We start from the raw sequence: 17,463 nt of genomic DNA on the forward strand, positions 1-17,463 counted from the left end.
GGGCGGGACCGCCATGGAGACCGGCAGCGGGCCGACGCACGACATTTCCCCGAATTCCGCTGTTCTGACACAGAGTTGAGGGTTTATCTACGCGCGGAGCATCGGGTGCCGAACGACCATCCGGCCATATCAGACGACTTCTCGCATGGGCATTACCGGTGGGTGCCAAGTGCTGCTAGACACGGCATCGCACCTTCCCCCCACCCCCCACAATTCGAAGGTCGGCAGCCATGTCCGTACGCAGGATCTGGGCATCCCTCTCCACCCTCACACTCGCCGCCGCGGCCGCGCTCGGTATGGCCGGGACCGCCGTCGCGGCGGACTCCGCCGCGGCCGGTGGCTATGTCGCACTCGGCGACTCCTACTCCTCCGGAGTCGGCGCCGGTGACTATCTGCCCGACAGCGGCGACTGCCGGCGCAGCGCCAACGCCTATCCGCAGCTGTGGGCGGCGGCGAACTCCCCCACCTCGTTCGCCTTCGTCGCCTGCTCCGGAGCCACCACGTCCTCCGTCGCCAGTGGTCAGCTCGGGGCGCTGGACGCGTCCACCGCGCTGGTCAGCGTGACGGCCGGAGGCAACGACGTCGGGTTCGCCGATGTCATGCAGGACTGCGTGCTGGGCAGCGAGGCCACCTGCATCAGCAGTGTGGACGCGGCGATCGCCCAGATGAACAACTCCCTTCCCGGGAGCCTCGACTCGCTCTACGCCGGTATCCGCGCCGGTGCTCCCTCCGCCCAGGTCGTGGTCCTCGGGTATCCGCGCTTCTACCAGCTGTCGGGGAGCTGCATCGCCGGGCTGACCGAAGCGGAGCGGGCGGCCATCAACAACGCGTCGGACGTCCTGAACGGAGTGCTCGCCAAGCGGGCCGCCGATGCCGGATTCACCTTCTCCAGTGTCGTCGACGAGTTCACCGGGCATGAGCTGTGCTCCGGCGACGCCTGGCTCCACAGCGTGACCGTGCCCGTCTACAACTCGTACCACCCCACCGCCGCCGGGCAGTCGGGCGGCTATCTGCCGGCCTTCCGGTCGGTGCTGTAGCCAGGGCACGTGCACCTGTAGCGGCCTGACGGAGTGGTCGAGGCGGCTCGCCGGGCGGGGCCTGGCGGGCCGCCTCCGCGCGTCGGCCCGGTGCCGCCCGCCCGGCCGATCAGAAGCGCTCCACCAAGTGCTCGCGCCCCGCCGGGGGTTCGTACGCCTCCGGCCAGAAGTCCGTCACCCCGGTGATCAGGCCCCGGTCGTCGAAGGTGAAGAAGTGGATGGCGTGCAGCTCCTCCGGGCCGACCGTGAACTCGGTCCGGGCGGCGGCCTGGTGGCCCTCGGCGTCGGCGACGATCCGCTCGATCCGGACGTGCCAGTCACCCGGATACTCCTGGTTGAACCGGAGGTAGCGATCCTTGCCCCGGATGCGCTCGCGGGTCTGCGGCAGCTCGTACACCACGTCGTCCGCCAGGGTCGCCGCGAACGCCTCCCAGTCCCGGGCGTCGGCCGTCGCCCAGTACGCCTCCACCGTCGTGCGCAGGCCGGCCGTGGTGGTGCTTCTGCTCGTGTCGTCGGTCATGGGAAGAGTGTGGACCTCGGCACTGACAATCCCCTGGAGAGGCACCACTGACCTGCGCTCATGTGGTCGGGTGGCAGGTCGTCCGGGGAGCGGTCGTGGGCCGCCGTCATGCCTGTGCCGCGGTGTCGTCTCATCTCTCGTGCGGCTTGGGGCGGGTCGCCTTGAGCGAGTACATCAGCGGGATGCGCGGACGGTCCGCCGGGAAGCGGTAGTAGCCGTCCGACTGGCGTTCCAGCGTGCCGAAGCGCGGGAAGAGCGAGACGTCGTGCTCGCGGAGGAACTCGATCCGCAGGCCGGCCGCCGCGAGCGCCGTCACCACCTCGCCCACCGGATGCTGCCACTCGACGCTGCGGTTGTGCACGGTCGGTGCGTCGAAGTCGGCGTACGTCCCCGGAGTCTCGTCCACCCAGGCCTCGCGGCTGAAGTAGTCGTGGGTGACGACCGAGCCCGTCCCGTCGTCCAGGGTGTCGGTCAGCGGGTGGAACTCCGCCAGGTAGAGGAACCCGCCGGGTGCCACCAGCGAGGCCGCCGTCTCGGCCCATCGCTCCATGTCGGGCAGCCAGTTCAGGGCGCCGACGCCCGTGTACACGACGTCGTACGAGGAGTCGGGGACGGCCGAGGGGGCGTCGTACACATCGGCCGCCACGAACGCCGCACGGTCGGGTCCCAGGCCCAGCGATTCCGCGAGGCCCCGGGCGGTCTCCACGGCGGGCTCGGAGAAGTCCAGCCCCACCACCTGCGCGGCGCCGTGCCGCGCCCAGGACAGGGTGTCCAGGCCGATGTGGCACTGGAGGTGCAGCAGGGTCTTCCCCGTGACGTCACCGACCTCCGCCAGCTCGAAGGGGCGCAGGGCGTCCTTCCCCGCCCGGAACGCCTCCAGGTCGTAGAAGTCGCTCGCCGCGTGTATCGGCACACGCTCGTCCCAGCGTGCGCGGTTGGCGTCCTGCCAGTCGTCCGGAGTCGGGGAGTACATATCCGAAAAGTTACCCACCGGACAGAAGCCTCGCGAGCCGTTATCCACAGGCGGACACGGCCGGTCCGATCATCACAGGGGCGTTGTGGACAGCCCGCTCCGGCCGGACTCGGGATCGGGTTGGATGGAGGCATGAGCGAATCGGAGAACGTCTCGACCATGCCGGAGTGGGAGCAGCGGTTCCGCGCGCCCAGGGTGTCCCTGCCCGACTGGGCCGAGGACGCGCCTGACCGCTCCCTCTTCGTGTCCAACGCGACCGGGACCTATGAGCTGTACGCGTGGGACCGGGCGAGCGGGCGGCAGCGCCAGGTGACCGACCGGCCCAACGGGACCACCGACGGGGTGCTGACGCCGGACGGCCAGGCCATCTGGTGGTTCAGCGACACCGATGGCGACGAGTTCGGTGTGTGGATGAGCCAGCCGTTCGGCGGCGGGGAGGACGAGCCCGCCGTCCCGGGCCTCGCCCCCTCGTATCCGGCGGGCCTCGCCATCGGGCGGAACGGGTCCGCGGTGATCGGCCGTTCCACCGATGAGGACGGGACGACCATCCACCTGGTGCCGACCCCGGGCGGTGGCGAAGCCGTCGAGATCTACCGGCACCGGGAGTCCGCCGGGGTCGGGGACCTGTCGCACGACGGGACGCTGATCGCCCTGGAGCACACCGAGCACGGCGACGCCATGCACTCCGCCCTGCGCGTGGTGCGTCCGGACGGCTCCACGGTGGCCGAGCTGGACGACACCGAGGGCGGCACCAAGGAGCTGGGGCTCGCCGTGCTGGGCTTCGCGCCGGTGGCCGGTGACACCAGGCTCCTCGTGGGGCACCAGCGCCGGGGCCGTTGGGAGCCGATGATCTGGGACCCGGTGGCGGGCACGGAGACCGCGCTGCCCGTCGATCTGCCCGGTGACGTGGGCGCCGAGTGGTATCCGGACGGCTCCGCGCTGCTCATCGAGCACAGCTTCGAGGCCCGCAGCGAGCTGTGGCGGTACGAGCCGGGGGCCGCGGAGCCCGTGCGGGTGGAGACCCCCGCCGGGACGGTGTCGGGCGCCACGGCCCGCCCCGACGGCACCGTGGAGTACCTCTGGTCCTCAGCCGCGCAGCCGCCCGTGGTGCGCTCGACCAGCGGTGCGGTGGTCCTGGACCCGCCGGGTGCGAAGGCCCCGGCGTCCGTGCCCGTCGAGGACGCGTGGGTCGAGGGGCCGGGCGGCCGGATCCACGCCCTCGTGCAGAGGCCCGCCACGGGCGAGGGGCCCTTCCCCACCGTCTTCGAGATCCACGGCGGGCCGACGTGGCACGACAGCGACGCCTTCGCCTCCGGCCCGGCTGCCTGGGTGGACCACGGCTTCGCCGTCGTGCGGGTCAACTACCGCGGCTCCACCGGCTACGGCCGAGCCTGGACGGACGCGCTCAAGCACCGGGTCGGACTCATCGAGCTGGAGGACATCGCGGCCGTGCGGGAGTGGTCGGTAGCCTCCGGGCTCGCGGACCCGCGGCGCCTGGTCCTGGCCGGTGGCTCCTGGGGCGGCTATCTCACCCTGCTCGGCCTCGGCACCCAGCCCGACGCCTGGGCCCTGGGGCTGGCGGCGGTGCCGGTCGCGGACTACGTCACGGCATACCACGACGAGATGGAGGCCCTGAAGGCGATGGACCGCACGCTGCTGGGCGGCACGCCGGAGGAGGTGCCCGAGCGGTTCGAGGCCTCGTCCCCGCTGACGTACGTCGACGCGGTGCGCGCCCCCGTCTACATCTCGGCCGGCGTCAACGATCCGCGGTGCCCCATCCGTCAGGTGGAGAACTACGTGGACCGGCTGGCGGCGCGCGGCGCGGTGCACGAGGTCTACCGGTACGACGCGGGGCACGGCTCGCTCGTGGTGGAGGAGCGCATCAAGCAGGTGCGGCTGGAGCTGGAGTTCGCCCTCAGGCATCTGGGTGGTGGTGCCGTCCAGGGGGCGTAAGGGCCGGATAAATGGGCGACCCCGCTCCGGGGGGCCGGAGCGGGGAACCGTACCTTGGAGGGGTGTACCGGTTCCTGCTGACCCCGCGATGGTGGGGGATCAACCTCTTCGTCGTCCTGGCCATCCCGTTCTGCGTGTTCATGGGCACCTGGCAGCTCGGCCGCTTCGAGGACCGTGTGCAGTCGCACGAGCAGGCGACGAAGCAGCCCGATCCGAGTACCCGGGCCGCCGAACCGCTGGACGAGCTGCTGCCCGTCGACAAGGTGACGTCCGGCCGCCCGGCCGTCGCGACCGGGACGTACGGCGACCAGTTCCTGGTCCCCGGCCGTGAGCTGGACGACCGCCGGGGCTTCTACGTCCTGACCCTGCTGCGTACGGAGGGCGGCGGCAAGGCCCTGCCGGTCGTCCGCGGCTGGCTGCCCGGCACCGCGGGCGACGTGCCCGTTCCGGCCGCGCCGCAGGGCGAGGTCACCGTGACCGGCGATCTCCAGGCCTCCGAGAACATCCACAGCGACGGCGTCAACGCACGGGGCGGGCTCCCCGAGGGCCAGCTCGGCATGATCAGCGCCGCGTCCCTGGTGAACCTGGTCGACTACGACGTGTACGACGCCTGGATCACGCTTCCCGAAGCGGAGGCCGGCGGGGCGGCGGGCCCGGACGACGTGTTGAAGCCGGTCCCCGCTGCGGCTCCGCAGGGCAGCGGGCTCGACCTGAAGGCGTTCCAGAACCTGGGGTACACGGGCGAGTGGTTCGTGTTCGCCGGCTTCGTGCTCTTCATGTGGTTCCGCCTGGTCCGACGCGAGGCCGAGACCGCCCGCGACGTAGCCCTCGGGCTGGTCACGGAGGACGGGGAGCCGGGGGTTGGTGGGGCCGGAGAGGCTCCAGGGGCCTCGGGGGCTGCTGGGGCTGCTGGGGCTGCTGGGGCTGCTGGGGCTGCTGCGGACGCTCAGGCTGGTGGGGCTCAGGCTGGTGGGGCTGCCGAGGACGGTGGGACTGGTGGGGCCGCTGCGGACGGTGGGACTGGTGGGGCTGCTGCGGACGGTGAGGCTGGTGGGGCTGTCGCGGCCGTCGGTGGAGCCGAGGGCAGTGGGGCCGATGAGGTTGCCGTAGCCGCCGGTGGGGCCGTCGTCGAGGTTGGCGCTGGTGCCGGTGCTGCTGAGGCCGGTGGGGGCGGGGAGGGCTCCGGGGGCGCCGTACCGGAGGCTCAGGGGTCGAAGACCGCAGGGACCTCGCACGGTTCGTAGGCCACCGTCCGCAGTGGCTGCCGCCCTCCCGTAGGCCTTGGTCCTGGTCCGTAGCGCCTGGTTGTCGTACGTGGGCCCTGGTCACCGTACGGAGGTGCTGGCCGCCCTCCGTAGGGCTGCTCCTGGTCCGTCGTCGCTGGTATCCGGGTGCGGATCGCGTGCATCTGCCGGGGCCGCGATCCCAGGCCGGGCCCGGGTCCCGTCCTCGGGGGCGGGTCACGCCCTGTGGCCCGAGCCTGGGCATGCGCTTCGGCTCTGTCTCAGCTCCAGGTGCAGCCCCGGGGGCGTCGATCTCCCCGGCTCGCCTCGGCCCTGCTGCACCGTTGCCGTCGCAGTCGGAGTGGCATTGGCTGTTGCCGTCGCCCGCCCTTGCCGTCGCCCTTGCCGTCGCTCCTGAGGCTACGGCGCGGTGGGCAGGACGCCTGTTCGGTAGATCGTGCCCGAGCAGGCGTTGTTGATCTTCGTCTCGGCTGTGGGTGCGCCCGACTCCGGTGTGTGGGTGACGGCGATGCTGCCGTCCATCGTGGCGCCGTCCTGCCGCAGCGACTGCGTTTCGGTGCCGGACGGGCCCGATGCCTCGCCCGTCGATCCTCCCGAGCCGTCCGGCGTGGGGGTCGGGGAGGGCGAGGGAGCGACGGTCGGGCAGGTGTCGGCCGGCACCCACGCGAACTGCACCTCGTAGGCCATGGAGGGCTTCAACAGCACAGTGCCCGGCTCCTGCGAGGGGTCGGGGAGGCCGGAGGCCGCGTCGCCCGCCGTGTGCTGCACCACGTTGATCTTGAGCGGGTCGGCGGCGCCCAGGGCGGTGACACCGACGGTGCCGTTGCTGCTGACCGTGCAGTCCGTGCCGGACACGTTGGCGATACGGAAGCTGCCGTACACCTTGCCCTCGGCGTTCGGGGCGCCCGCCGCCGCGGAGACGACGCCGAGCTGGCCCGGGTTGCAGGCGCGCAGCGCGGCGAAGTCGGAGCTGGGGGGCGCGGAGACCCCGCCCGTGGCCGTCCCGCTGCCCGGGTCCTCCGAGTTGTCCGGCGAGGTGCTCGCGGAGGGGTCCGGCTCGTCCGCGCCGGCCTGGCTCTCCTGGTCGGTGGGCTCCGGTGTCCGGTAGCCCGGGGCCTCGGGGCCGGGCGCCTCGCCGTTGCCGCCCTGGGCCTGCTCGCCGTGGCCGACGATGGCGGGGGACGCGGTGGACGTACTGTCCGAGTTCGCCACGTGCACGAAGGCGGGGACCGCCGTGCCGATCAGCAGGGCCGCCGCGGCAGCGCCGACGGTGGCCTGTCGCCGCCTGGCACGCCGGGCGGGCACCGCGCGACGCAGATGCTCCAGGGTCCGGTCGGAAGGTTCAAGGCCTCCCACGGCACCGTGCAGCATCCGGCGCAGGGCGACCTCGTCCAGCTCTCCGTCGGCGCCGAAGCCGCCGACGGAAAAGCTGCCCGCCCCGAAGCCGTCCGCCCCAGAGCCGACGGTGCCAGAGCCGGTGGCAGCGGAGCCGTCCCGGTCAGGGGTGCCGTTCGGGCCGCCACCGGGCCCGGATCTGCCCCGGCGACCCGCGAAGAGGTCGGTCAGCGTACCGGCGAGGTCGTCCCCGGCGGCGTCGCCGTCGGCCCGCGGCCCCGCGCCGCCCCCGGCCGTCGCACCGGCCTCGGCCGATGACGGCCCCGGCCTCAGCTCCGGCTCCGGCGCCGCTTCCGGAGCCTCGCCCGACTCCCTCGGCTTCTCCGACTCCCTCAGCTCGCCCGACTTCCCCAGGCCGCCCAGCGCGCCCGGCTCGTCCGACTCCCCCGACGCCGCCTCGTCGCGCTCACCGTCCGGTCGGCCCGGCTGGTCCGGTCCGCCCGACCGGTCCGGTCCGCCCGGCTGATCCGACCGGTCCGGCGCGGTCGTTCCGTCCGCTCGGTCCGGATCGGTGTGCGGAGTCTTCTCCGGCCCGTCGTTCACAGTTCCGTTTCCCGTCGGGTCATTCTCGTGCCTGTGCCTGTGCTCATGCTCGCGCTCATGCCGGTGGTGGTGCCCGCTCATGCCTGGGCCTCCATCACGACGCGCAGCGCCGCGATACCGCGCGAACCGTACGCCTTCACCGACCCCAGCGAGACTCCCAGCGTCTCCGCGACCTGGGCCTCCGTCATGTCCGCGAAGTACCGCAGCACCAGCACCTCGCGCTGGCGCCGCTGAAGCCCCTTCATGGCCTTGATCAGCGCGTCCCGCTCCAACTGGTCGTACGCGCCCTCCTCCGCACTCGCCATGTCCGGCATCGGCTTGGAGAGCAGCTTGAGCCCGAGGATGCGGCGGCGCAGCGCGGAGCGCGAGAGGTTGACGACCGTCTGGCGGAGGTAGGCCAGGGTCTTCTCCGGCTCCCGGACCCGGTTGCGCGCGGAGTGCACGCGGATGAATGCCTCCTGCACCACGTCCTCGCAGGACGCGGTGTCGTCCAGCAGCAGTGCCGCGAGGCCGAGCAGGGAGCGGTAGTGGGCGCGGTAGGTCTCGGTGAGGTGGTCGACCGTGGTTCCCGCTGCCACCGTCTCCTCAGCACCCCCGCGCTGCGAGGGCAGCTGGGCCGGGCGCGCGGCGGGCATGGGCGCGATCACCGGCATGCCGCCGGGAGCGCGGGGACGCCGGAGCGGACGCACGACCGCACCCCGCAACGGGCCCGCCACTGTGATGTCGAGAACCTCTGCCACGCCTGTTGGACACGCTTCCCCCCGCCAGGGTTGTACGCGTACGGCGTCACGTTCGACGCTGTGCGACACGCCCTCATACGCACCTGCTCTTCCCCGAATGCCCCGTACGCCCCGTATATGCGCCCCCGCCGCACAAGAAGTCACGGCATAGACGCACCCCGGCCCATGCGTGGTTGCAGGCGGCCGGTAATTCATCGTCGGATACGACAACGCCCCAGCTCAAGAGGTTCAGACCAGGTAATTGCTCATAGGGCGTTCACAGATTCTACAAAACAGGTTCGATCCGTACGAACGAGATCCGCGCCGCAGGTCCGTGCGGTGGGCCTGCTCAGGCGGAGGTAATTTCGGCGGCCACCGATTCCGCGATCTGCGCGACGTTCAAAGCCGCACCTTTACGGAGATTGTCCCCGCAGATGAACATTTCCAGGGCCCGGGAATCGTCCATCGAACGCCGTACCCGGCCGACCCAGGTGGGGTCGGTGCCGACCACGTCGGACGGGGTCGGGAAGTCTCCGGAGGCGGGGCTGTCGAAGAGGACGACGCCCGGCGCGGTGGCCAGGATCTCGTGGGCCCGGTCGACGGCGACCTCGTTCTCGAAGCGCGCGTGGACGGACATGGAGTGCGCGGCGACGACGGAGACGTACACGCAGGTCGCGCTGGTCCGCAGCTCCGGCAGCCCCAGCACCTTGCGGCACTCCTCGCGGATGGCCAGCTCCTCGGAGGACCAGCCGTCGCCCGCGTCCGTACCGGCCCACGGCACGACGTTCAGGGCGACGGGCGCGGCGAACGGCCTGAAGGGGCCGGCCGATGCGGGCGCGCCGTCACCGAGGGCACGGCGTACGTCTCCGGGGTGGGTGCCCAGTTCCGTACCGGCCACCAGCGACAGCTGTTCGCGCAGGGCCGTGACCCCGTCCCGGCCGGCGCCGCTGACCGCCTGGTAGGAGGAGACGATCAGTTCGCGCAGCCCGAACTCGGCGTGGAGCGCGCCGACCGCGACGATCAGCGAGAGCGTGGTGCAGTTCGGGGAGGCGACGATGCCCCGCGGTCTGAGCCGGGCGGCGTGCGGGTTGATCTCGGGGACGACCAGCGGTACGTCGTCGTCGAGCCGGAAGGCCGCCGAGTCGTCGATCACGACGGCGCCCTTGGAGGTGGCGATCGGGGCCCAGCGGGCGGAGACCTCGTCCGGTACGAGGAAGAGGGCCACGTCGATGCCGTCGAACACGTCCTCGCTCAGCGCGAGGACCTCGCTCTCCTCACCGCGCACGACCAGCTTGCGGCCGGCCGAGCGCGGTGAGGCGACGAGTCTGACCTCGCCCCAGACGTCCGCGTGCTGCGAGAGGATCCGGAGCATGACGCCGCCGATCGCCCCGGTCGCACCGACGACCGCGAGCGAGGGGCGGCGTGCGGTCATCGGCCGGTGCCTCCGTAGACGACGGCCTCGTCGGAGTCGCTGTCGAGACCGAAGGCGGTGTGCACGGCGCGCACGGCCTCGTTGACGTCGTCGGCACGGGTGACCACCGAGATGCGGATCTCGGATGTCGAGATCAGCTCGATGTTGACGCCCGCGTCGGAGAGAGCCTCGAAGAAACCGGCGGTGACGCCCGGGTTGGTCTTCATACCGGCGCCGACCAGGGAGATCTTGGCGATCTGGTCGTCGTAGCGGAGCGAGTCGAAGCCGATGGGGCCCTTGGCCCGCTCCAGGGCGTCGATGGCCTTGCGGCCCTCGGCCTTGGGAAGGGTGAAGGAGATGTCCGTCAGGCCGGTCGACGCGGCGGAGACGTTCTGCACCACCATGTCGATGTTGACCTCGGCGTTGGCGATGGCGCGGAAGATCGCGGCCGCCTCACCCGGCTTGTCCGGCACGCCGACGACGGTGACCTTGGCCTCCGAGACGTCGTGGGCGACTCCGGAGATGATCGCGTGCTCCACCTTCTGGTCCCCTTGCGGCTCGTTGCTGACCCAGGTTCCGCGCAGTCCGGAGAAGGACGAGCGGACGTGGATCGGGATGTTGTAACGGCGTGCGTACTCGACGCACCGGTGCAGCAGCACCTTGGAACCGGACGCGGCCAGCTCCAGCATGTCCTCGAAGGAGATCCAGTCGATCTTCTTCGCCTTCTTCACGACCCGCGGGTCCGCGGTGAAGACGCCGTCGACGTCCGTGTAGATCTCACAGACCTCGGCGTCCAGCGCGGCCGCCAGCGCGACGGCGGTCGTGTCCGACCCGCCGCGGCCGAGCGTCGTGATGTTCTTGCCCTCCTGGCTCACGCCCTGGAACCCGGCGACGATGGCGATGTTGCCCTCGTCGATCGAGGTCCGGATGCGGCCGGGCGTGACGTCGATGATGCGCGCTTTGTTGTGGACCGAGTCGGTGATGACACCGGCCTGGCTGCCCGTGAACGACTGGGCCTCATGGCCCAGGTTCTTGATCGCCATCGCCAGCAGGGCCATGGAGATCCGCTCACCCGCGGTCAGCAGCATGTCGAACTCGCGGCCGGTAGGCATCGGAGACACCTGCTCGGCGAGGTCTATCAACTCGTCCGTCGTGTCGCCCATCGCGGACACCACGACAACCACCTGGTTGCCGTTCCTCTTGGCGTCGACGACTCGCTTGGCGACCCGCTTGATGCCCTCGGCATCGGCTACGGAGGAGCCTCCGTACTTCTGCACGACAAGGCCCACGTGCGCTCCTCGCTCAGTCATTACTGCGGTCGGCTCAGTTTAACGAGCAGCCCGGAATCGACCCGTCCTTACCAGATGGTGAGATGTCCCGCCCACAACCCGGTACGGCGTGTCGACCCGAACTGCTCGTACGGGGCTGCTGCCCATCCCGGAGGAGCGCACTCCCTTTTGTGTCCCAGCCCACACCTTCGGGGCGGATCGCGCGAGCGGGGAGGCGCCGGTCGGCGTACGCCTGCACCCCTCGTGCGGGGACTACCGCGGCGGGTGGAGCTTCCTGAAGTACGTCCAGCTCGTCTCGTTCGGCTCGCTCCACGCCTCCGGGGCGTGGGCGAACTCCGGATGGCGGTCCGCGATGTAGGCGCGCGTACGCTCCGGGACCTCGTCGTACGAGCCCAGCTTGCGCCCCCGGCAGTGGAAGGTGAGCCCGCCGGGCCGCTGCCCCTGGGCCATCCACGGCAGCCACGGCGACATCCGGGACCACGACATGGTGGCCGGAACGCTGGGCTCCGGGCCGGCCAGGTCGGCACGGTCGGCGAAGAACTGGAAGAGCTCCAGCGCCTTGTAGGTGTCCCCGGCCGAGTGGTCCGGGTACTGACCGACCGGCAGCGGCGAGGGGTAGGAGAGCGGGATCTCCAGGCTGAAGCAGACCTGCCCGCCCAGCTCGGTCACCGGGACCGGGAAGGGCCGCCACTTCTGGTTGGCCGGGTCGTTCCAGACGTGCACCACCGGCCGGTCCTGCCAGGTCTCCAGGATCTCGCGGGTGGCGGGGTCCAGGTAGAAGGCGGCCTCCCGGGTGAGGAGCTGGTAGGCGTCCGGCCCGGCTTCGGCGTCCTGGACGAGTCGGGCGACGTTGAGCCCCTCGAAGCCGAAGATCCGCTGGTAGGGCTCGTCGGGGGCCCAGGAGTAGACGTCTCCCGACCACCAGTACGTGACCTCCTCACCGTCCAGCGAGGCCCGGGTACGGGCGAGCGAGCGGAGCAGCTCGGCGGGGGTGGGCCGTGCGGAGGCCGACTCGGCGGGGGTGGGCCGCGCGGGAGTCGGCTCGGCCGGAGTGGGCCGCGCGGGAGTCGGCTCGGCGGGGGTCGTTCCTGCGGGTGTCGTCATACGTCCCACTGTGCGCCATCGCCGCCCCGGGCCCGGACGGGGCACCTCCCCGCCCCCTGAACGGCGGCCGGTGACTCCGCGAGGTGCCGTGCCAGGCGCCGCGGACCCGGCCCCGATCCGCCGGACAGGCACTAACCGGCGGCCAACGACTCCGCGTCGATGACCAAGGTGTTCTGCCCGGCCGCGATCCGCCAGACCCCGTCGTCCTTGGCCAGCACGTAGGTCGGGGTGCCGGGGACCGACTCGGGGTGGGCGGCGACGAGTTCGGAGGGATCCTCCACGCCCCGGAAGATCTCGTCCAGGAACTCCCCTCCGTCACGGGCGGCCGGCCGCTGGCGGACCTTGACCGCGGCCACGTCGGAGCGGATGAAGAGGATGAGCGTGACGGTGTACGCGGCGGTCACCGGGGAGCCCGCCTGGGGCGGGAGCACCTTGCGGGTGAAGGCGCTGATCTCCGGCAGGCCGGTCAGCCTCTTCCCGTGGGCCGTGGTCCAGATGGCGTCCTCGCGGAAGCCGCTGAGGAAGGCGTCGGGCTGTGCGTTCCGCTGGGCCTCCTGGACCCCTGCCACGAACGCGACGATCGCGTCGACGTCCTCCTGCGGGACGGGTACGCCGAGAACGGTGGGAATTGCCGGGCTGTTGGTGCTCATGCGGGTCTCCTTCTACAGAGCGATGCCGGTTCTACAGAGCGATGCGGGCCGGTCCGGACGGGCATGTGCCGAGCGATGCGGGCCGGTCCGGACGGGCATGTGCCGAGCGACGCCGGCCGGTCCGGACGCGCATGTGCCGAGCGACGCCGGCCGGTCCGGACAGACGTGTGCCGAGCGGTGCCGAGCGCACCGGATGGACCTGTGCCGAGCCGTGCCGTTCGCACCGGACAGACGTGTGCCGGGGAGTGCCGGCCGGTTCGGACAGGCCGAGCCTCCACCCTCAAGCGCGATTGAGGTCAAGGGGTCCCACCGACCACGACCACCCGACCGGCTTGATCTCAAGGCCGGTTGAGGTTCTAGCGTCGTCGCGATCGAACGGGCCGGGGCGGACAGGCCCACGACGACGAGGAGCACGTGACGATGATCCTGGTGACCGGGGCGACCGGAAACATCGGCAGGGAGCTGCTGCGGCAGCTGCACGCGGACGGGCTCGCGCCCGCCGTCCGGGCACTGACCCGTGACGCGGGGAGGGCCGGGCCCGTGGTGCCCGAAGGGGTCGCGGTGGTGGAGGGCGATCCGGGCCGCGTCGAGACGTTGGAGCCCGCGCTGGCCGGGGTGCGCTCACTGTTCCTGCTCGCGGGCGTCGGCGCCGACGCGTCCATCCTGGACGCCGCCCGGAGCGCGGGGGTGGAGCACGTGGTGCTGGTCTCCTCCATCACCGTCGGCACCCATCCGCACCTGGGCCCGGCGCGGGCGAACGCCGCCGTCGAGCGCCGGCTGCGGGAGAGCGGGATGGCCTGGACGGTCCTGCGGCCGACGCAGTTCGCCTCCAACACCCTCTGGTGGGCGGAGTCCGTACGCGAGGAGTCCCTGGTGCGCGTGCCGTACGCGGAGACCGGGCTGCCCACGGTCCACCCGGCCGACATCGCGTCGGTGGCCCGCGCCGCGCTGACCGGGCCGGGCCACCGGGGGCGGACGTACTCGCTCACGGGGCCGGAGCGGATCACCCCGCGGCAGCAGGCCGGGGAGCTGGGGCGGGTGCTGGGCCGGGAGGTGGCCTGCGTCGGGATCGGACGGGAGGAGGCCTACGGGCCGCTGGCCGCGATGACGGGGGCCGAGGTCGCCGACAGCGTCCTCGACCTGATGGGCGGCGATGTCAACGACGCCCTGCTGGCCGTACGGGACACCGTGGCCCAGGTCACCGGCTCGCCCGCCCGCCCCTACCGCCGGTGGGCCGAGGAGAACGCCGACGCGTTCCGGTGACGGGGGAAGCCGGAGGCCGGGAATCCGGCCTGACGGGGAAGCCCGAGGCCGGGGACCCGGCTACTTCACCGGTCGCAGCCCCAGCGGCCCCGCGATCTCCTCCAGCATCACGCGGCCCGCCTCCTCGGCGAGGTCGTCCTCGCCCGGGTCCTGGTCGGTGTCCAGGCCGTCCAGCTCCTCCAGGGGCTGGCCGAGGCGGATGTGGGCGACCAGGGACTGGAGGGCGCGGAGGGCGGCGGAGGCGGTGGAGCCCCAGTTGGAGAAGTAGGAGAACTGCCACCACCAGAGCGCCTCGGCCGTGCGGTCCGCCTCGTAGTGGGCGAGGCCGTGGGAGAGGTCGGTGACCAGGTCGGCCAGGTCGTCGGAGATGCGGTGCGGGACCGGTGCCTTGCGGGGCTCGTACGGGTCGAAGACCTCGGAGTAGACGTCGATCGGCTCCAGCAGGGCGGCGAACCGCCCGCGCAGTCCGTCCGCGTCCGGCTCGGCGCCGAGGTCCGGTTCGTACCGCTCGTCGGGGAGGACGTCCTCGTACGCGCCGAGGCGGCCGCCCGCGAGCAGGAGCTGCGAGACCTGGAGCAGCAGGACCGGAACGGCCTCTTCCGGCTCCTCGACCTTGGAGACCTCGGTGACCGCGACGATGAACGTCTTGATCTGGTCCGCGATCTGGACGGCGAAGTCGCCCGGGTCCTGCGTGACGGAGTTCAGCGTGGCGTCAGACATCGAGGGGACCTCCCGTGGGCGCGGTCACAGACGGTGAAGCGGACGGCGGTGCGGGGGAGCGCCGAGGGCGGGCGGTGCGGACGGCCTCGGTCTCAGACATCCAGCAGCCGCCTCCCCTCGAACGCGCGGCCCAGCGTGACCTCGTCGGCGTACTCCAGGTCGCCGCCGACCGGCAGACCGCTGGCCAGCCGGGTCACCCTGAGGCCCATCGGCTTGACCATCCGCGCCAGGTACGTCGCGGTGGCCTCGCCCTCCAGGTTGGGGTCGGTCGCGAGGATCAGCTCCGTGATGGAGCCGTCCGCGAGCCGGGCCAGCAGTTCGCGGATGCGCAGATCATCCGGGCCGACGCCCTCGATCGGGCTGATCGCCCCGCCCAGGACGTGGTAGCGACCGCGGAACTCACGCGTCCGCTCGATCGCCACGACGTCCTTCGGCTCCTCGACCACACAGATGACGCTCGGGTCGCGGCGCTGGTCCCGGCAGATCCCGCACTGCTCCTGCTGGGCCACATTGCCGCAGACCGCGCAGAACCGGACCTTGTCCTTGACCTCCAGGAGGGCATGGGCCAGACGGCGTACGTCGGTGGGCTCGGCCTGCAGGATGTGGAAGGCGATCCGCTGCGCGCTCTTGGGACCGACGCCGGGCAGCCTGCCCAACTCGTCGATGAGGTCCTGAACCACGCCTTCGTACAACGGAACGCCTTTCTTTCCTCTGCTTTCCGCTCCGTACGGTAGTGGGTACGGGGCGGTACCAATAGGCCCCCGGCGTCAGCTCCGGGCGGCCACCGGCGATGTCAGAACGGCAGGCCCGGGATCGAGCCGCCGCCCAGGCCCTGCGCCAGCGGGCCGAGCTTCTGCTGCTGGAGCGCCTGCGCGTTCTCGTTGGCCGCCTGCACGGCCGCCACCACGAGATCGGCGAGCGTCTCGGTGTCCTCCGGGTCCACCGCCTTCGGGTCGATCACCAGGGCCCGCAGCTCGCCGGAGCCGGTCACGGTGGCCTTCACAAGGCCTCCGCCCGCCTGGCCGTCGACCTCGGTCCGCGCCAGCTCCTCCTGGGCGGCGGCGAGGTCCTGCTGCATCTTCTGGGCCTGCTGGAGCAACTGCTGCATATTGGGCTGGCCACCACCGGGAATCACGGTCACTCCTGGCATTTCGACGACAAATGTTTCGGTAAGCCGAGCCTACGTGCTCCCCGGTCACCGCGCTCCACCCGTCGGGGATCTCCGAGGGGGCGGTGCGGATCGATGGCGGACCGGCGGCGGACCAACTCTTTCGGGTGAGATTCGCGGCCGTAACCGATGGTCCTATACCTGACCAGCGGCCCCATGCGGATGAGAATCCCTCGTTTTCGGCATCACAGCCCACCATTCGGCGGTAGGAAGGGCGTGCACATCGATACGCGTGCGCGCATGGCCGGTGACGCACAGTTACTTTCACAGAGCGCAGAGGAGTGCCCCGGTGAGTCAGCCGGAGATGCAGCCCGGGGGGCCGCCCCGCAAGGAGTCCGATGCGGGTTCCGGTGAGAGCGGAATGGATTGCTCCACTTCTGGCTCACGGGCCGGGGGGACCGCGGGGACCGGAGGGGTCGGGGGCGCCGGAGGGACTGCCGGGGCGAGTGGAGCCGGCGGGCGCGGTGGCCGTGGTGGCCGCGGGGTGGGCAGCGGCGGGGGCCACGGGCGGGGCGAGCCGGGCAGTGGTGGCGGGTCCGGCGGATTCGATGGGGTCGGCGGGTCCGGCGGATTCGGTGGGTCCGGTGGGTCCGGTGGGCGGGATCTGACCGGGCGGCCCTTTCCTCTCGGTGACTGGGGCGAGCCCGCCGAGCGGCTCGACGAGCTGTACCGCTGGGTCGAGTCCGGCGCCCTCGCGACGGCCGGCTGGTATCTGGAGGACCGGGTCTGGAAGCGCCGGGGGGCCCGGGCCCTGCGGTGGGGCACCGCCGCAGGGGTCGTCACGGGGGCCGCGCTGCCGCTGCTCGACCTGACCGGGACGCTCGGCGGTTCGGCGGGATGGGGGTATCTGTCGCTGCTGCTGGGCGCCGCCTGCATGGCCTGCGACCGGTACTTCGGGCTGACCTCCGGCTGGATAAGGAACCTGGCCACGGCCCAGGCCGTGCAGCGGCGGCTCCAGGTGCTCCAGTTCGACTGGGCCTCGGAGTGCGTACGGGAGACCCTGGGGCCCACCGAGGGGACCGCCAGCGAGGCGGCGGAGCGGTGCCTGGGGGTGCTGCGGCGGTTCTCCGAGGACATCACGGAGCTGGTGAGGTCGGAGACGGCGGACTGGATGGTGGAGTTCCGGGCGGGACCCGCGCCCATGGGGACGCAGGCGCTCGTCTCCGGCAGCGCGGGCGGGCGGGCCGAACCGGGGGTGCCGCCGGGGCGGTTCTCGATGCCGTCCGTGGCGGCCCGGCCGAACATGCCGCGGCAGCGGCCTCCGGAGGCGCCGCGGTAGTCGGGGGCGGGGCTTGGGGCGGGCTGGGGGCGGTACGGGGGTGCGCCCCCCGGGGCCCCAGAGCCCGCGTCCTCAAGCGCCGGACGGGCTGGGTCTGCCCCCCCCCGAGCCGGATCGGTCGGCGCGGGAGCCCCCTCGTGAGGGTTCCGTCCTCAAACGCCGGACGGGCTGGGGGTGCGCGGGCGGGCCGGGGGG

General features: G+C 72.0%; 15 protein-coding genes and 1 pseudogene. 5 read left to right on the forward strand and 11 right to left on the reverse strand.

What is annotated here, in order from left to right:
• The first annotated feature begins 230 nt into the window (after nt 1-230).
• Complete coding sequence (locus tag ACQ9ZG_RS14975; protein ID WP_028416049.1) at nt 231-1,037, forward strand: SGNH/GDSL hydrolase family protein; 807 nt, start codon at nt 231-233, stop codon at nt 1,035-1,037.
• 109 nt (nt 1,038-1,146) lie between these two features.
• Here the strand turns inward: ACQ9ZG_RS14975 and ACQ9ZG_RS14980 are convergent, their stop codons facing one another.
• Both ACQ9ZG_RS14980 and ACQ9ZG_RS14985 read right to left on the reverse strand, forming a co-directional pair.
• Nucleotides 1,147-1,557 (reverse strand): nuclear transport factor 2 family protein, encoded by a 411-nt coding sequence (locus ACQ9ZG_RS14980; protein WP_018489511.1) that lies wholly within the window; start codon nt 1,555-1,557, stop codon nt 1,147-1,149.
• Between the two features lie 130 nt (nt 1,558-1,687).
• The gene (locus ACQ9ZG_RS14985; protein ID WP_109915590.1) at nt 1,688-2,530 is read right to left on the reverse strand and encodes a class I SAM-dependent methyltransferase; all 843 of its coding nucleotides are present in this window, start codon (nt 2,528-2,530) and stop codon (nt 1,688-1,690) included.
• Nucleotides 2,531-2,689: 159 nt separating this feature from the next.
• Here ACQ9ZG_RS14985 and ACQ9ZG_RS14990 point away from each other — a divergent pair, with 159 nt between their 5' ends.
• On the forward strand, nt 2,690-4,483 hold the full coding sequence (locus tag ACQ9ZG_RS14990) for a S9 family peptidase (RefSeq protein ID WP_109915596.1): 1,794 nt from the start codon (nt 2,690-2,692) through the stop codon (nt 4,481-4,483).
• 62 nt (nt 4,484-4,545) lie between these two features.
• Nucleotides 4,546-5,433, forward strand: a pseudogene (locus ACQ9ZG_RS14995) (SURF1 family protein); the annotation flags it as partial.
• 693 nt (nt 5,434-6,126) lie between these two features.
• On the opposite strand, the gene ACQ9ZG_RS15000 reads toward ACQ9ZG_RS14995, so the two are convergent.
• The 6 genes from ACQ9ZG_RS15000 to ACQ9ZG_RS15025 all read right to left on the reverse strand — a co-directional run bounded on the left by ACQ9ZG_RS15000 (nt 6,127) and on the right by ACQ9ZG_RS15025 (nt 12,838).
• The gene (locus tag ACQ9ZG_RS15000; RefSeq protein ID WP_499280647.1) at nt 6,127-7,746 is read right to left on the reverse strand and encodes a hypothetical protein; all 1,620 of its coding nucleotides are present in this window, start codon (nt 7,744-7,746) and stop codon (nt 6,127-6,129) included.
• A complete protein-coding gene (locus tag ACQ9ZG_RS15005; RefSeq protein ID WP_026237792.1) occupies nt 7,743-8,318 on the reverse strand; it encodes a SigE family RNA polymerase sigma factor in 576 nt (191 codons plus the stop codon). The genes ACQ9ZG_RS15000 and ACQ9ZG_RS15005 overlap by 4 nt, the downstream gene beginning before the upstream one ends.
• A 415-nt stretch (nt 8,319-8,733) precedes the next feature.
• Entirely contained in the window at nt 8,734-9,816 is a 1,083-nt protein-coding gene (locus tag ACQ9ZG_RS15010; protein ID WP_109914935.1) for an aspartate-semialdehyde dehydrogenase, read from the reverse strand.
• A complete protein-coding gene (locus tag ACQ9ZG_RS15015) occupies nt 9,813-11,084 on the reverse strand; it encodes an aspartate kinase (protein WP_018489518.1) in 1,272 nt (423 codons plus the stop codon). Before ACQ9ZG_RS15015 ends, ACQ9ZG_RS15010 begins: the two co-directional genes overlap by 4 nt.
• A 252-nt stretch (nt 11,085-11,336) precedes the next feature.
• Nucleotides 11,337-12,188, reverse strand: a complete 852-nt coding sequence (locus ACQ9ZG_RS15020; RefSeq protein WP_258312081.1) for a DUF1838 family protein — start codon at nt 12,186-12,188, stop codon at nt 11,337-11,339.
• Nucleotides 12,189-12,319: 131 nt separating this feature from the next.
• Nucleotides 12,320-12,838, reverse strand: coding sequence for an SgcJ/EcaC family oxidoreductase (locus ACQ9ZG_RS15025; RefSeq protein ID WP_109914934.1), 519 nt, complete (start codon nt 12,836-12,838; stop codon nt 12,320-12,322).
• 420 nt (nt 12,839-13,258) lie between these two features.
• Here ACQ9ZG_RS15025 and ACQ9ZG_RS15030 point away from each other — a divergent pair, with 420 nt between their 5' ends.
• Nucleotides 13,259-14,101 carry an NAD(P)H-binding protein gene (locus ACQ9ZG_RS15030; RefSeq protein WP_109914933.1) on the forward strand — a complete coding sequence of 281 codons (843 nt, stop codon included), beginning with the start codon at nt 13,259-13,261 and terminating at the stop codon, nt 14,099-14,101.
• 60 nt (nt 14,102-14,161) lie between these two features.
• On the opposite strand, the gene ACQ9ZG_RS15035 is transcribed toward ACQ9ZG_RS15030, so the two are convergent.
• From ACQ9ZG_RS15035 to ACQ9ZG_RS15045, 3 genes are all read right to left on the reverse strand, one after another.
• The gene (locus ACQ9ZG_RS15035) at nt 14,162-14,821 is read right to left on the reverse strand and encodes a DUF5063 domain-containing protein (protein ID WP_018489522.1); all 660 of its coding nucleotides are present in this window, start codon (nt 14,819-14,821) and stop codon (nt 14,162-14,164) included.
• A 92-nt stretch (nt 14,822-14,913) separates the two neighbouring features.
• Nucleotides 14,914-15,513, reverse strand: a complete 600-nt coding sequence (gene recR / locus ACQ9ZG_RS15040) for a recombination mediator RecR (protein ID WP_019762627.1) — start codon at nt 15,511-15,513, stop codon at nt 14,914-14,916.
• Nucleotides 15,514-15,614: 101 nt separating this feature from the next.
• Nucleotides 15,615-15,956: a YbaB/EbfC family nucleoid-associated protein gene (locus ACQ9ZG_RS15045; protein WP_078562485.1), complete on the reverse strand. Its 342-nt coding sequence runs from the start codon at nt 15,954-15,956 to the stop codon at nt 15,615-15,617.
• Nucleotides 15,957-16,278: 322 nt separating this feature from the next.
• Between ACQ9ZG_RS15045 and ACQ9ZG_RS15050 the strand changes: the two genes are divergently transcribed.
• Entirely contained in the window at nt 16,279-17,268 is a 990-nt protein-coding gene (locus tag ACQ9ZG_RS15050) for an SLATT domain-containing protein (protein WP_499280650.1), read from the forward strand.
• Nucleotides 17,269-17,463 lie beyond the last annotated feature (195 nt).

It is taken from the genome of Streptomyces araujoniae (genome assembly GCF_050871195.1).
GTDB lineage: Bacteria > Actinomycetota > Actinomycetes > Streptomycetales > Streptomycetaceae > Streptomyces > Streptomyces bacillaris.